Genomic DNA, 12,775 nt, shown 5'->3' on the forward strand with positions numbered 1-12,775 from the left:
CTCTTATTTGTGTCGTGTTATTGGGAAGTGATAACCAGTTCTTCATAGCCAGAAACCGCGCACGGCTGGCGGCTAAATGCGAGTTCGGTAAGCTCGCCAATGACCAGTTCAAGGGTGGTGCGTACGGTACAGCCGGGCATCATATGACCGCCAAGCATCGCTCCCGCTGGGTCAGAAACCGCAAGGTGGAGATGTTCGCCGGTAAGCTCCAGCGTGCCGTTAAGGGAGATGACTTCAAACGTTCCACTGAGCAAGGTGGTATCGTCATTGCCAGCATATCGCAGGGCGACGTCCGTCAGGCTTCCGGTGCAGCCGGTAATCCACGCGGCCTGTAGCGAGTGCTGTTGGATAAACGCGTGGAGCTGGGCAAAAACTTCTTGGCCTGGCAGTAAGCGCAGCGCATAAAAACGCGCGCGTGATGAGTGAGGTACAATCATGTTTGGGGGACTCCGAGACTCGGACGTGTGGTGATAATATAGACACGTGATAATAGGCTTTCTGATATAAATCAGGATTTACGCCACAGCAACGAAATTATCTTGCTACGCTTATGCCCAATTCTGGAATGTGGAATAAATTGGCCTTCTCATGGCGCAAAAATGTGATGTAAGTCAGATAACCGCTTTCTCTAACTGGACAATCATTCCTTTTATTCCTTGTTTCGCTTATTCTAGCTGAAGCGTTTCAGTTGGCAGTTTGTTCGACATTTAACCAATCAGTCACTGTTTGTGGCAGGTAAGGTTTCCCAGAACTCGTGGCTGCATTACTCTGTGAGCCATCAGGAATCGGGATAATCTTGCAGGAGACCTATGACCGTACGCGTAGCGATTAATGGCTTCGGTCGCATTGGACGTAACGTGGTTCGTGCTTTGTATGAATCCGGACGCCGTGCGGAAATTACCGTGGTGGCTATCAACGAACTGGCCGATGCTGCCGGCATTGCGCATTTGTTGAAGTATGACACCAGCCATGGGCGCTTCGCCTGGGATGTCCGTCAGGAGCGAGAGCAGCTCTACGTTGGCGATGACACTATCCGTCTTCTGCACGAACGTTCGATTGACGCGCTCCCTTGGCGAGAACTGTCGGTTGATGTGGTGCTGGACTGTACCGGTGTGTACGGAAGCCGTGAAGACGGTGAGGCCCATATCGCCGCAGGCGCGAAGAAGGTGCTCTTTTCACATCCTGGCAGCAACGATCTCGACGCCACTATCGTGTTTGGCGTTAACCAGCACGAGCTGCGTGCAGAACACCGCATTGTTTCCAACGCCTCCTGCACCACCAACTGCATCATTCCCGTCATTAAACTGTTAGATGATGCCTACGGTATTGAATCCGGTACGGTCACGACCATCCACTCCGCGATGCATGACCAGCAGGTGATTGACGCCTATCACCCGGACTTACGCCGTACACGCGCGGCAAGCCAATCGATCATTCCAGTAGATACTAAACTTGCGGCGGGTATTGCCCGTATTTTTCCGAAGTTTAGCGACCATTTTGAAGCGATTGCGGTGCGCGTACCGACCATCAACGTCACGGCAATTGACCTGAGCGTGACGGTGAAGAAGCCGGTAAAAGCCCATGAAGTCAACCAGTTGCTGCAAAAAGCAGCGCAGGGTACATTTCATGGTATAGTTGACTATACGGAATTACCGTTGGTCTCGACTGATTTTAATCACGATCCGCATAGTGCCATTGTTGATGGCACACAGACGCGGGTAAGTGGAGCACATCTGATCAAAACTCTGGTCTGGTGTGATAACGAATGGGGCTTTGCTAACCGAATGCTCGACACGACGTTAGCAATGGCAGCTATTGGTTTCAGGCTCGACGCTCAAGCGTCGACAAAACTTTAAGTATCAACGAGAGGATTCACCATGTCTGTAATTAAGATGACCGATCTGGATCTGGCTGGTAAACGCGTTTTCATCCGTGCGGACCTAAACGTACCAGTTAAAGAAGGGAAAGTAACCAGCGACGCGCGTATCCGTGCATCTCTGCCGACCATTGAGCTGGCTCTGAAGCAGGGCGCAAAAGTGATGGTCACTTCTCACTTAGGTCGTCCGACCGAAGGCGAGTACAACGAAGAATTCTCTCTGTTGCCGGTTGTTAATTACCTGAAAGACAAACTGTCTGCACCGGTACGTCTGGTTAAAGACTACCTGGACGGCGTTGAAGTTGCTGCAGGCGAACTGGTTGTTCTGGAAAACGTTCGCTTTAACAAAGGCGAAAAGAAAGACGACGAAACCCTGTCTAAAAAATATGCCGCGCTGTGCGACGTATTCGTGATGGATGCATTCGGTACTGCACACCGTGCGCAGGCTTCTACCCACGGTATCGGTAAATTCTCCGACGTTGCTTGTGCAGGTCCTCTGCTGGCAAATGAGCTGGAAGCACTGGGTAAAGCCCTGAAAGAACCTGCTCGTCCAATGGTTGCTATCGTTGGTGGTTCTAAAGTTTCTACCAAACTGACCGTTCTGGATTCTCTGTCCAAAATCGCTGACCAGCTGATCGTTGGCGGTGGCATCGCGAACACCTTCGTTGCCGCTCAGGGCCACAATGTTGGTAAATCCCTGTACGAAGCTGACCTGGTTGACGAAGCAAAACGTCTGCTGACGACCTGCGACATTCCAGTACCAACTGATGTTCGCGTGGCAACTGAGTTCTCCGAAACCGCAACCGCGACCCTGAAATCTGTTAACGACATCAAAGATGACGAGCAGATTCTGGATCTGGGCGACGTTTCTGCACAGAAACTGGCTGAAATCCTCAAAAATGCGAAAACCATTCTGTGGAACGGTCCGGTTGGCGTATTCGAATTCCCTAACTTCCGTAAAGGTACCGAAATCGTGGCTAACGCCATCGCCGATAGCGAAGCGTTCTCCATCGCAGGCGGCGGCGATACTCTGGCTGCTATCGACCTGTTCGGTATTTCTGACAAAATTTCCTACATCTCTACTGGTGGCGGCGCATTCCTCGAATTCGTGGAAGGCAAAGTACTGCCAGCTGTAGCAATGCTCGAAGAGCGCGCTAAGAAGTAAGTCATTTTAGGGCAGGGAAACCTGCCCGATTATTCACGCGCTCACGGGCGCGCTCCTTTCCAAGGCCGAAGATACAGGACTCGTAACATGTCTAAAATTTTTGATTTCGTAAAACCAGGCGTAATTACTGGTGATGACGTACAGAAAGTTTTCCAGGTAGCAAAAGAAAACAACTTTGCTCTGCCAGCCGTTAACTGCGTCGGTACCGACTCCATCAACGCCGTACTGGAAACCGCAGCAAAAGTTAAAGCACCGGTTATCGTACAGTTCTCCAACGGTGGCGCTGCGTTCATCGCAGGTAAAGGCGTGAAAACTGACGTTCCTCAGGGCGCGGCAATTCTGGGTGCTATCTCTGGCGCGCATCACGTTCACCAGATGGCTGAGCACTACGGTGTTCCAGTTATCCTGCACACCGACCACTGCGCGAAGAAACTGCTGCCGTGGATTGACGGTCTGCTGGATGCGGGTGAAAAACACTTTGCTGCTACCGGTAAGCCACTGTTCTCTTCCCACATGATCGACCTGTCCGAAGAGTCCCTGCACGAAAACATCGAAATCTGCTCCAAATATCTGGCGCGCATGTCCAAAATGGATATGACTCTGGAAATCGAACTGGGTTGCACCGGCGGTGAAGAAGACGGCGTGGACAACAGCCACATGGACGCTTCTGCACTGTACACTCAGCCAGAAGACGTTGATTACGCTTACACTGAGCTGAGCAAAATCAGCCCACGTTTCACTATCGCGGCTTCCTTCGGTAACGTACACGGTGTGTACAAACCAGGTAACGTGGTTCTGACTCCAACTATCCTGCGCGATTCCCAGGACTATGTTTCTAAGAAACATAACCTGCCGCACAACAGCCTGAACTTCGTCTTCCACGGCGGTTCCGGTTCTTCTGCTCAGGAAATCAAAGATTCCGTAAGCTACGGTGTTATCAAAATGAACATCGATACCGATACCCAGTGGGCAACTTGGGACGGTATTCTGGGCTACTACAAAGCTAACGAAGCTTACCTGCAAGGTCAGCTGGGCAACCCGAAAGGCGAAGACCAGCCGAACAAGAAATACTACGATCCACGCGTATGGCTGCGCGCCGCTCAGACTTCTATGATCGCCCGTCTGGAACAGGCTTTCACTGAACTGAACGCGAAAGACGTTCTGTAATTCAGTTTCGCTCTGCATTAAATGGCTTCCTGCGGGAAGCCATTTTTTTGCCTATAGGAAAATGAAATAGCAAATTGCAGGGAGAATTGAATAGGTTTGCGGATATTGAACTGGGTCACAAATATTGATAGATGTACCTCAAATAAATCCAAAAACGAGCTAAAAATTCCTATTGCCGCGCAATGCGGTATATAATTAATTATATTGCGAATTTATATTATTCTTTTTCTAAGTATTAAAAAAGATAAGGTATAGTTAAATAATTTCGATTTTCCATTTTGAAAATGGTAACCACGTCATATTCCTTTCTCCTCATTATTTTCCTCCGAACCCGTTTGATCCTAATCAACTCCCCTTATGCGGAGTTATTTATTATTTTCCGTTTGCATATTAATGTTTATGGATGTGATGTGAGAAATAAAATATGGAAATAAAAGAATTATTGAATACAGAAATATCCCGTCGTGATGCGGTAACGGTAAGCGCCAAATTAGGGGCGGCCGTTGCGCTCACTAATGCCATCGCCTTACCGTTCTCCACCCCTGCACAGGCCTCAGCCCCGGAAACGGTGGCTCCAGACGAGATCGTTAGACACAGCGCCTGTCTAGTCAACTGCGGCAGTCGTTGTCCGCTGAAGGTCATCGTTAAAGATGATCGGATTGTACGTATTGAACCTGAAGATGCGAAAGATGACGCGGTATTTGGTGAACATCAGATTCGCCCTTGTTTACGCGGGCGCTCCAGCCGCTGGCGTGTATACAGTCCGGACCGCATTAAATACCCTATGAAGCGGGTAGGCAAACGCGGTGAAGGTAAATTTAAACGTATTTCTTGGGATGAAGCCACGGTGTTTGTGGCTGCTGAGATGAAACGCGTCACCGAAAAATATGGCCGGGAAGCTATTTATTATAATTATCAATCTGGCGCTTATTATCATACTCAGGGCTCACCGGCATGGAAGCGACTGTTAAATCTCACCGGCGGTTATCTTAATTATCATAATACCTACTCTACCGCACAAATTGGTGCGGCGACGCCCTTTACTCATGGCACCTATGTAGGCAGTCACTTTACCCAGATTGCCCATTCCGACCTGGTGGTTTTATTCGGGCTTAATTTATCTGAAACCCGAATGTCAGGCGGCGGCCAGGTGGAAGAGTTGCGCCGGGCGCTTGAGGCATCCCAAGCGCGGGTGATTATCATTGATCCGCGTTATACCGACTCCGTCATTACCGAACACGCTGAATGGCTGCCGATTCGTCCGACAACCGATGCCGCGCTGGTCGCCGGGATGGCGCATACGCTAATTACCGAAGGGTTGATCGACGAAGCACAGGTTAATCGATACAGTGTCGGCTATGACCGCAGCACGCTGCCGGGGCAGGCCGCGCCAAACGCTAGCTACAAAGATTATGTGTTGGGCACCGGTGATGATGGCATAGAGAAAACGCCGGAATGGGCTGCGGATATCAGCGGTATCCCCGCTATCCGCATTCGCCAGTTGGCGCGTGAAATCGCCTCCGCTCGTGCCTGTTTTATCTGCCAAGGATGGGGGCCACAGCGTCATGCCAACGGCGAGCAGACCGTGCGTGCAATTCAAACTCTGCCGGTGCTGACCGGCCAGTTTGGCCTGCCGGGCACCAACAACGGCAACTGGCCTTACGGTACGCCATACGGTGTGCCTCTGCTACCTATCGGCACCAACGCGGTAAAAACCTCTATCCCGTGTTATCTCTGGACAGATGCTATCCAAAGCCCCGAGAAAATGACGGCCACCACGATGGGGGTAAAAGGAGCGGATAAGCTGAAAACCGGCATTAAGCTGTTCTTTAATCAGGCGGGGAATGCGCTGTTGAATCAGCACGGTGATATCAACCGCACGCGAAAAATACTGGCCGATGAGACGCTGTGCGAAACCATTATTGTGATTGAGAACCATATGACGCCGAGCGCGAAGTATGCGGACCTCCTGCTGCCGGAAACCAGCTATCTCGAAGCGGAGGACTTGGTGGACAGCTCTTATGCCGCAGGTTCCCATAACTACATGATCGCAACCCAAAAAACGATAAAACCGATGTGGGAAGTTCGGAGCACCTACGACATCTGCGCCGATATCGCCGGACATCTTGGTATGCGTGAACAATATACCGAGGGCAGAACCCAGGCGCAGTGGGCCGAGTTGCACTATAAGCAAATCCGCGAAAAGCGTACTTATCTGCCGGAGTGGACGGTCGCTAAAGAGATGGGAGTGATTGACCAACAGATAGCCACCGAGAAGCAAAGTCTGGCTTTTGCTGATTTCCGTTCTGATGCCACGGCCAACCCGCTCGACACGCCGACGGGAAAAATTGAGATTTACTCTCAGGCGCTGGCGGACTTAGCCAAAACCTGGATCCTGCCGGAAGGCGATCGCATCCCGGCGGTGCCGGAATTTTGCGTGGTGAAGGAGTCTCATCTCAATAAAACACTGACCGCGAAGTACCCATTACAGCTCAGTGGCTTCCATACCAAAGGCCATACTCATTCGACTTACACCAACGTGCTTATGTTGCATGAAGCCGTGCCTGATGAAGTGTGGATCAACCCGCTGGATGCCAGCGCCCGGCAGTTAAGTTCTGGCGACCGGGTCCACGTGTTTAACGATCGCGGCGTGGTGGAAATGCCGTGCAAGGTTACCCCGCGTATTTTACCCGGCGTGGTGGCGATGCCGCAGGGCGCATGGACCCGCCTGGACAGCAATGGTGTCGACGTGGGTGGCTGTATTAACACGCTGACCAGCCATCTGCCTTCGCCGCTGGCGAAAGGCAATCCTCAGCACACCAACTTGGTCGAAATTAAGCGCGCATAAGGAGCTTGCACAATGAAACAGTATGGTTTTTACGTTGACTCCTCGCGCTGCTCGGGCTGCAAAACCTGCCAGGTTAGCTGCAAGGATAATAAAGATTTGGACGTGGGGCTGAAATTCCGCCGTGTGTACGAATACGGTGGCGGCAGTTGGGTGAAGGAAGGCGAAAGCTGGCATCACGATACGTTCACCTACTATTTGTCCATCGCCTGTAACCACTGCGATGATCCTACCTGCGTGTCGGGTTGCCCGACTGGGGCGATGCACAAGCGCGAAGAGGACGGTTTGGTACTGGTGAATGACGAGATCTGTGTGGGCTGTCGGTATTGCGAAATGCGCTGTCCGTACGGTGCGCCGCAGTTCGACGCGCAGGCGAAGGTGATGCGCAAATGCGATGGTTGCCTCGATAGGCTGGAAAAAAATCTGCGCCCTATCTGCGTGGACTCATGCCCACAGCGAGCGCTAGATTTTGGCCCGATTGACGAATTGCGCGCGAAATACGGCAGCGAGAATCAGATTGCGCCACTGCCTTCCTCATCGCTTACCCATCCTAATCTCATTATTAAGCCCCACCCAAAAGCGCGACCTACGGGTGATACGGAAGGCGCCATTATGAATATTCAGGAGGTGCGCCATGCATGAGTTGCCACTGGTTTTCTTTACGGTGTTTACCCAAAGTGCAGTGGGGGCGTTTATCCTGCTGCTGATTGGCGGCGCATTGGGGCTGGTTGATGCGCGTCGCCAGGCCATTGGGTTATTTGCGGTGATGTGCCTGTTTGGGCTGGGCGTGATAATTGGCATCTTCCACGTTGGCCAACCGCTGCGGGCCCTGAACATGTTGTTCCGCGTTGGGCACTCGCCGATGAGCAATGAAATTGTACTGTCGGCGGTGTTCTCTGCGCTGGGCGGTCTAGGAGCGCTCGGGTTGTTGCTTAATCGCATGGTGGGGCTTAGCAAAGTTCTGGCCTGGCTGGCGGCGGCGGTGGGCGTGGCCTTTATATTCGCGATTCCACAGATTTATCAACTGCCTACCGTTGCTACCTGGCGCTCGTCTTACACCACGGCAATGATGGTACTGACGCCGCTTATCGGCGGCGGCGCGCTGGCGGCACTGTTCGGTGCTCGTCGCTTAGGGCTGCCGATGAGCGTATTGGCGATCCTGGTCAGTTTCTGCCTACGTCCCGGCTATATGTCTACGTTGATGAACGCCGAAGGCGCATTAACCACGGCGCAGGATAGCTGGTTTACCGCACAGGCGGTGCTGCTGGCCGTGGGCGCTGCGGGGGCGGCAACGTTTACGCGCATCAAATCGAATCATGCCGTGCTAGCGGTCGTCGCGTTGGTGGTGATTGCGGCTGAGCTGTTGGGCCGAATTGCGTTCTACAACCTGTGGACGTTACCGATGTAACCTGTGAGCGGCCTCGGCCGCTCTGTTTTCAGAAGGTGTCAGAGATGTTTTCCTATGCTGTACTGCCGCGTATTCTCGGCTCATTGTTTTACTACTCCCCCGAAAAACCGGAGGTCAAGGCGCTGATGTCCTGCTTGCCGACGCTGGCCGATCTTTTTCCGTGGTGCGATCGCGAACAACTTGAAGTGCTCTGCGCTTCGTGGCCGTTGCCCGATGATGCGTCGCTCGCTTGGCAATTCTCGATGCTGTTTGAAGGGCAGGGCGAAATGCCTATCCCACCATGGGGCTCAGTGTGGTTGGAAAAAGACAATTTGCTGATGGGAGAAACCACCGCCGACTACCGGATCTTTTTGCAGTCTCAGGGAATGGTGTTCGATGCACGGCATAATGAGCCAGAGGATCAATTTGGCCTGATGTTGCTGGCCTACAGCGCCATGCTGGAGGCAAATAATAACGCTGGGGCCGATCGGCTGCTGGAGGTGTATTTGCTGCCATGGGGATGTCGCTACCTTGAGCGGCTTCAGGGTAATGGGCTAAGCCCGTTTTATGCCCAGCTTGCAGTCGTCACATCCCGCTATTTGCAGGATGTTGTACAGCAGCGAGGGTTGGACGTTGTGCCTAAACGCCTGTTTCTCCCATGAGTAAATCAGAAACGTACTATCAGGAATTGATGGCCCATCGGCATATTAGCCGCAGGGGGCTGTTTCGCGCCTTCGTGACAGCGGCAGGCAATGCTGCCCCGAAGGTTCCCGCCGCATTGCCTGCGCACCCTTTGCCGCCGGGCGCGTTACCTGATGCGCTGTTTCGCCAGCAATGCACTCGCTGCGATGCCTGCATTAATATTTGCCCGATGGGCGTGTTGAACAAGCATGAAGATGGCTTCCCGCAGCTGATTATTGAATACGCCAGCTGCGACGGCTGCGGTTTGTGCATTAACGCTTGTGAGAACAAGGCTCTTCGCCCCCAAGCTCGCTTCGATACGGGGTTAAGGCCCGTTTTTGACCGTCGCTGTGTAAGTTCGCTGCGTGCCTGTAATCAGTGTGTGGCTCTCTGCCCGGAGGCAGCCTGCTTAATTGGCGAATCAGGTGCTCCAGAGATTGACCAAGAGCGCTGTAATGGCTGCGGTGAGTGTCTGGTACAGTGCGGCCAAGGCGCGGTGAGCCTTGAACTGGCCGGGTAGTTTTTCGCGGATAGCCGCCGTGACAATTGCCGCAGTCATTGCGGAATCCTCTTATTTTTTCTGCAATTTCTTGCCCGAGCTGGCCTTGTAAATGGCATATTTGCCCGTTTTTGATTACCTTAAAGGTGTTTTCGTGAAGCAGATCTCAAAATCTGACGACTTGTCACTTTAAAGGAAGGTTGAATGGAAGATTTAAACGTTGTCGATAGCATAAATGGCGCGGGTACATGGCTGGTGCGCAACCAGGAGTTACTGCTGAGCTATGCCGTCAATATCGTAGCGGCTATCGCTATCATCATCGTGGGGATGATTGTGGCACGGCTTGTTTCGAATACCGTTAACCGCCTGATGCTGGCGCGTAAAATCGATGCCACCGTGGCAGACTTTCTCTCCGCGCTGGTGCGTTATGCGGTGATTGCCTTCACGTTGATTGCAGCACTTGGCCGCGTCGGTGTGCAGACTGCATCGGTCATCGCCGTCCTGGGTGCCGCCGGTTTAGCCGTGGGTCTTGCGCTGCAAGGGTCGCTCTCCAACCTGGCGGCCGGTGTGTTGCTGGTGATGTTCCGTCCATTCCGTGCCGGTGAATATGTGGATCTCGGCGGCGTGGCCGGTACCGTGCTCAGCGTGCAGATCTTCTCCACCACCATGCGCACCGTTGATGGCAAAATCGTCGTTATTCCAAACGGTAAAATTATCGCCGGGAACATTATCAACTTCTCCCGCGAACCTGCTCGCCGCAATGAGTTTATTATCGGTGTTTCCTACGATGCGGATATTGATAAGGTGAAGCAGATCCTGACGCGTATTCTGGAGTCGGATAACCGCATCCTGAAGGATCGTGATATCACTGTACGCTTAAATGAGCTGGCACCGTCATCGGTGAATTTTGTAGTCCGTGCGTGGAGCCTGAGCGGCGACCTGCAAAACGTTTACTGGGATGTGCTGGAGCAGATCAAGCGTGAGTTCGATGCGAACGGCATCAGTTTTCCCTACCCGCAGTTAGACGTGAATATGAAATCGCCGAAAGACGCGCAAGAATAATCTCCTGAGTGATAAAGATAAAAGGCTCGCCATGAATATGGCGGGCCTTTTTATTAGCGCATAGCCTCATGAAGCAGCGTGGTCACGCGCGCCAGAACGTGGCCGCTCTCACTGACACCTTGCCCAACCTGTTCAGCTACCCATTGCTCCTGAACCTGCTGATAGCGACTGGCCTGCTGCCATGCCTGTAGCTGTGTGGGAGAAAGCCAGGTGATGCTGGCGCCGCTTTGCTGCATTGAATGTGCCATATCGCGCAGGCTGGCATCGAGCAACGGGCCGATTTTGCGCTGAGTTGATGCCGCTGCGCGCTGGATTGCCGCTTTATCCTCAGCCGGAAGCGCCTCCCAGCGTGCCTTATTGATGGTCAGAAGATAAACGTGACCCAACCATAGCTGTGGCGAGAGCTGGATATATTTAGCAGCCTTCTGCGCCTGAATATCGTCACCGCTATCAAGGTTGACCAGAAGTCCATTCAACGCACCCGCGTTTAACGCTTCGGTAATTTGCGCGTTCCACGGCATTTTAATGACCTTGCCGCCCGCATTTTCCAGATAAGCCTGGTGCCAGAAGCTTGCGGTACGCCAGGTTGTGCCCTGTAAATTACCCAGCGGCGTTACGGGGGAAGTGCTAAAGAATGCGGCCGGGTAGCCGAGGAAAAATTGCAGATTGATCAGATTATTCTTGGCCAGCTCAGCCTCGAATTCGGGAACGTCATGAAACACGTGCTGAAAGAATGCAGCCTGCTTTTCCCCGCTTGCAGGGCCTACGGGAAAGCTTTTGAAGATCTGGTATAGCGGCAACTGCTTGGGCGTATATTCTGGGACCACGATACCGATATCGGCTTTCTCACCCACTTGGACCGTATGTAAGGCGTTATAGCTGGTGGAGAGTTCGCCATTCCAGTGCGCTTCAATGCGCACGCGCCCCTGTGATTCTTTCTCAATCGCGGCGAAGAAGATATCGTTTATTGCCCGCGTTCGCATATTGCCGTAGGGCTCGTGGTCGGTATAGCGCAGCACAGTGTCTGCCTGGGTGCAGGTGAGAAAGGAGAGCGCGGCAAGAACCAGCGCGTAACATAAAGCGACATGTAATTTCATGCCCATTCCTTTAGACGTGAGAGCGATAATATTGGGGATGATAATGGTAACGATTAATTCATTTAACTTAATGATATACTTGAGTTTTATTCCATGCCAGTATGGCGAAATATACGCATTTAAGCGCTATCTAAATGTAGGTACTAGGCTGGCATGGCACAAATTGTCTTTTATTATTAGCTATTCTTATTAATGATTAAAAATATCAATTTCATCTAATGATTACATCGCGTTATAGTCAGCGCCATTGCTGAACAACATTAAGAAAAAACGCCATGATATCTTATTACTTTCAAGGTCTTGCGCTTGGCGCAGCCATGATATTACCGCTGGGTCCGCAGAATGCTTTTGTGATGAACCAAGGTATTCGTCGCCAGTATCATCTGATGACTGCGCTGCTGTGTGCCATCAGCGATTTGCTGCTGATTTGCGCGGGAATTTTTGGCGGTAGCGCTTTGTTGATGGCTTCACCGTGGCTATTGGCGCTAGTGACGTGGGGCGGCGTGGCGTTCCTGTTGTGGTACGGTTTTGGCGCATTGAAAACTGCCATGGGCAGCAATATTGAATTGGCGAGCGCCGAGGCGATGAAGCAGGGGCGCTGGAAAATTATCGCTACCATGCTGGCAGTGACCTGGCTTAATCCGCACGTTTATATCGATACATTTGTGGTGCTGGGCAGTCTCGGCGGGCAGTTGGATGTTATGCCGAAGCGCTGGTTTGCATTAGGCACGGTCAGCGCCTCATTCCTATGGTTCTTCGCGCTGGCACTGCTGGCGGCTTGGCTGGCACCGCGTTTACGCACCGCGAAGGCGCAGCGGATCATCAATTTGGTGGTCGGCATTGTGATGTGGTTTATCGCTTTTCAGTTGGCAAAAGAGGGTGTTGCACACCTACAGGCTCTCATTAACTAAGCCTCATCTGATGGACTTTCATCTGACAACGGCTAAGCTTGCAGGCAAGACCCCCGTTGTCGGGTGATAACCATGGAGATACAAC

The 12,775-nt window shown here is 52.3% G+C and carries 12 protein-coding genes; 10 read left to right on the forward strand and 2 right to left on the reverse strand.

Annotated elements, in window-relative coordinates; genetic code table 11:
- Positions 1-17: 17 nt before the first annotated feature.
- On the reverse strand, positions 18-437 hold the full coding sequence (locus AB4K05_RS01585) for a PPC domain-containing DNA-binding protein (RefSeq protein WP_368478310.1): 420 nt from the start codon (positions 435-437) through the stop codon (positions 18-20).
- Between the two features lie 372 nt (positions 438-809).
- Here AB4K05_RS01585 and epd point away from each other — a divergent pair, with 372 nt between their 5' ends.
- The 9 genes from epd (at position 810) to mscS (ending at position 10,682) form a co-directional block, all read left to right on the forward strand.
- A complete protein-coding gene (epd, locus tag AB4K05_RS01590) occupies positions 810-1,856 on the forward strand; it encodes an erythrose-4-phosphate dehydrogenase (protein ID WP_368478311.1) in 1,047 nt (348 codons plus the stop codon).
- Between the two features lie 21 nt (positions 1,857-1,877).
- Positions 1,878-3,041 carry a phosphoglycerate kinase gene (gene pgk / locus AB4K05_RS01595; protein ID WP_368478312.1) on the forward strand — a complete coding sequence of 388 codons (1,164 nt, stop codon included), beginning with the start codon at positions 1,878-1,880 and terminating at the stop codon, positions 3,039-3,041.
- 87 nt (positions 3,042-3,128) lie between these two features.
- Positions 3,129-4,208: a class II fructose-bisphosphate aldolase gene (gene fbaA, locus AB4K05_RS01600; RefSeq protein ID WP_368478313.1), complete on the forward strand. Its 1,080-nt coding sequence runs from the start codon at positions 3,129-3,131 to the stop codon at positions 4,206-4,208.
- Positions 4,209-4,632: 424 nt separating this feature from the next.
- Complete coding sequence (locus tag AB4K05_RS01605; RefSeq protein ID WP_368478314.1) at positions 4,633-7,056, forward strand: DMSO/selenate family reductase complex A subunit; 2,424 nt, start codon at positions 4,633-4,635, stop codon at positions 7,054-7,056.
- Between the two features lie 12 nt (positions 7,057-7,068).
- Positions 7,069-7,695 (forward strand): DMSO/selenate family reductase complex B subunit, encoded by a 627-nt coding sequence (locus AB4K05_RS01610; protein ID WP_368478315.1) that lies wholly within the window; start codon positions 7,069-7,071, stop codon positions 7,693-7,695.
- Positions 7,688-8,461, forward strand: a complete 774-nt coding sequence (locus AB4K05_RS01615) for a dimethyl sulfoxide reductase anchor subunit family protein (RefSeq protein ID WP_368478316.1) — start codon at positions 7,688-7,690, stop codon at positions 8,459-8,461. The genes AB4K05_RS01610 and AB4K05_RS01615 overlap by 8 nt, the downstream gene beginning before the upstream one ends.
- A gap of 44 nt (positions 8,462-8,505) precedes the next feature.
- Positions 8,506-9,102: a molecular chaperone gene (locus tag AB4K05_RS01620; protein ID WP_368478317.1), complete on the forward strand. Its 597-nt coding sequence runs from the start codon at positions 8,506-8,508 to the stop codon at positions 9,100-9,102.
- Positions 9,099-9,641 (forward strand): 4Fe-4S dicluster domain-containing protein, encoded by a 543-nt coding sequence (locus AB4K05_RS01625; RefSeq protein ID WP_368478318.1) that lies wholly within the window; start codon positions 9,099-9,101, stop codon positions 9,639-9,641. The genes AB4K05_RS01620 and AB4K05_RS01625 overlap by 4 nt, the downstream gene beginning before the upstream one ends.
- A gap of 183 nt (positions 9,642-9,824) precedes the next feature.
- Positions 9,825-10,682 (forward strand): small-conductance mechanosensitive channel MscS, encoded by an 858-nt coding sequence (gene mscS, locus AB4K05_RS01630; RefSeq protein ID WP_368478319.1) that lies wholly within the window; start codon positions 9,825-9,827, stop codon positions 10,680-10,682.
- Positions 10,683-10,735: 53 nt separating this feature from the next.
- On the opposite strand, the gene dctP is transcribed toward mscS, so the two are convergent.
- Positions 10,736-11,779 carry a TRAP transporter substrate-binding protein DctP gene (gene dctP, locus AB4K05_RS01635; protein ID WP_368478320.1) on the reverse strand — a complete coding sequence of 348 codons (1,044 nt, stop codon included), beginning with the start codon at positions 11,777-11,779 and terminating at the stop codon, positions 10,736-10,738.
- 275 nt (positions 11,780-12,054) lie between these two features.
- Between dctP and argO the strand changes: the two genes are divergently transcribed.
- Positions 12,055-12,690: an arginine exporter ArgO gene (gene argO, locus AB4K05_RS01640; protein WP_368478321.1), complete on the forward strand. Its 636-nt coding sequence runs from the start codon at positions 12,055-12,057 to the stop codon at positions 12,688-12,690.
- Positions 12,691-12,775: the final 85 nt, after the last annotated feature.

This window comes from Kluyvera sp. STS39-E (assembly GCF_040932435.1).
Lineage (GTDB): Bacteria > Pseudomonadota > Gammaproteobacteria > Enterobacterales > Enterobacteriaceae > Kluyvera.

Bases quoted from the DNA above. Each gene is read 5' to 3' on its own strand.
- AB4K05_RS01610 (WP_368478315.1), top strand. From the start codon at position 7,069: ATGAAACAGTATGGTTTTTACGTTGACTCCTCGCGCTGCTCGGGCTGC.
- fbaA (WP_368478313.1), top strand. From the start codon at position 3,129: ATGTCTAAAATTTTTGATTTCGTAAAACCAGGCGTAATTACTGGTGAT.
- AB4K05_RS01620 (WP_368478317.1), top strand. From the start codon at position 8,506: ATGTTTTCCTATGCTGTACTGCCGCGTATTCTCGGCTCATTGTTTTAC.
- AB4K05_RS01625 (WP_368478318.1), top strand. From the start codon at position 9,099: ATGAGTAAATCAGAAACGTACTATCAGGAATTGATGGCCCATCGGCAT.
- AB4K05_RS01615 (WP_368478316.1), top strand. From the start codon at position 7,688: ATGCATGAGTTGCCACTGGTTTTCTTTACGGTGTTTACCCAAAGTGCA.
- AB4K05_RS01585 (WP_368478310.1), bottom strand. From the start codon at position 437: ATGATTGTACCTCACTCATCACGCGCGCGTTTTTATGCGCTGCGCTTA.
- pgk (WP_368478312.1), top strand. From the start codon at position 1,878: ATGTCTGTAATTAAGATGACCGATCTGGATCTGGCTGGTAAACGCGTT.
- dctP (WP_368478320.1), bottom strand. From the start codon at position 11,779: ATGAAATTACATGTCGCTTTATGTTACGCGCTGGTTCTTGCCGCGCTC.
- epd (WP_368478311.1), top strand. From the start codon at position 810: ATGACCGTACGCGTAGCGATTAATGGCTTCGGTCGCATTGGACGTAAC.
- mscS (WP_368478319.1), top strand. From the start codon at position 9,825: ATGGAAGATTTAAACGTTGTCGATAGCATAAATGGCGCGGGTACATGG.
- AB4K05_RS01605 (WP_368478314.1), top strand. From the start codon at position 4,633: ATGGAAATAAAAGAATTATTGAATACAGAAATATCCCGTCGTGATGCG.
- argO (WP_368478321.1), top strand. From the start codon at position 12,055: ATGATATCTTATTACTTTCAAGGTCTTGCGCTTGGCGCAGCCATGATA.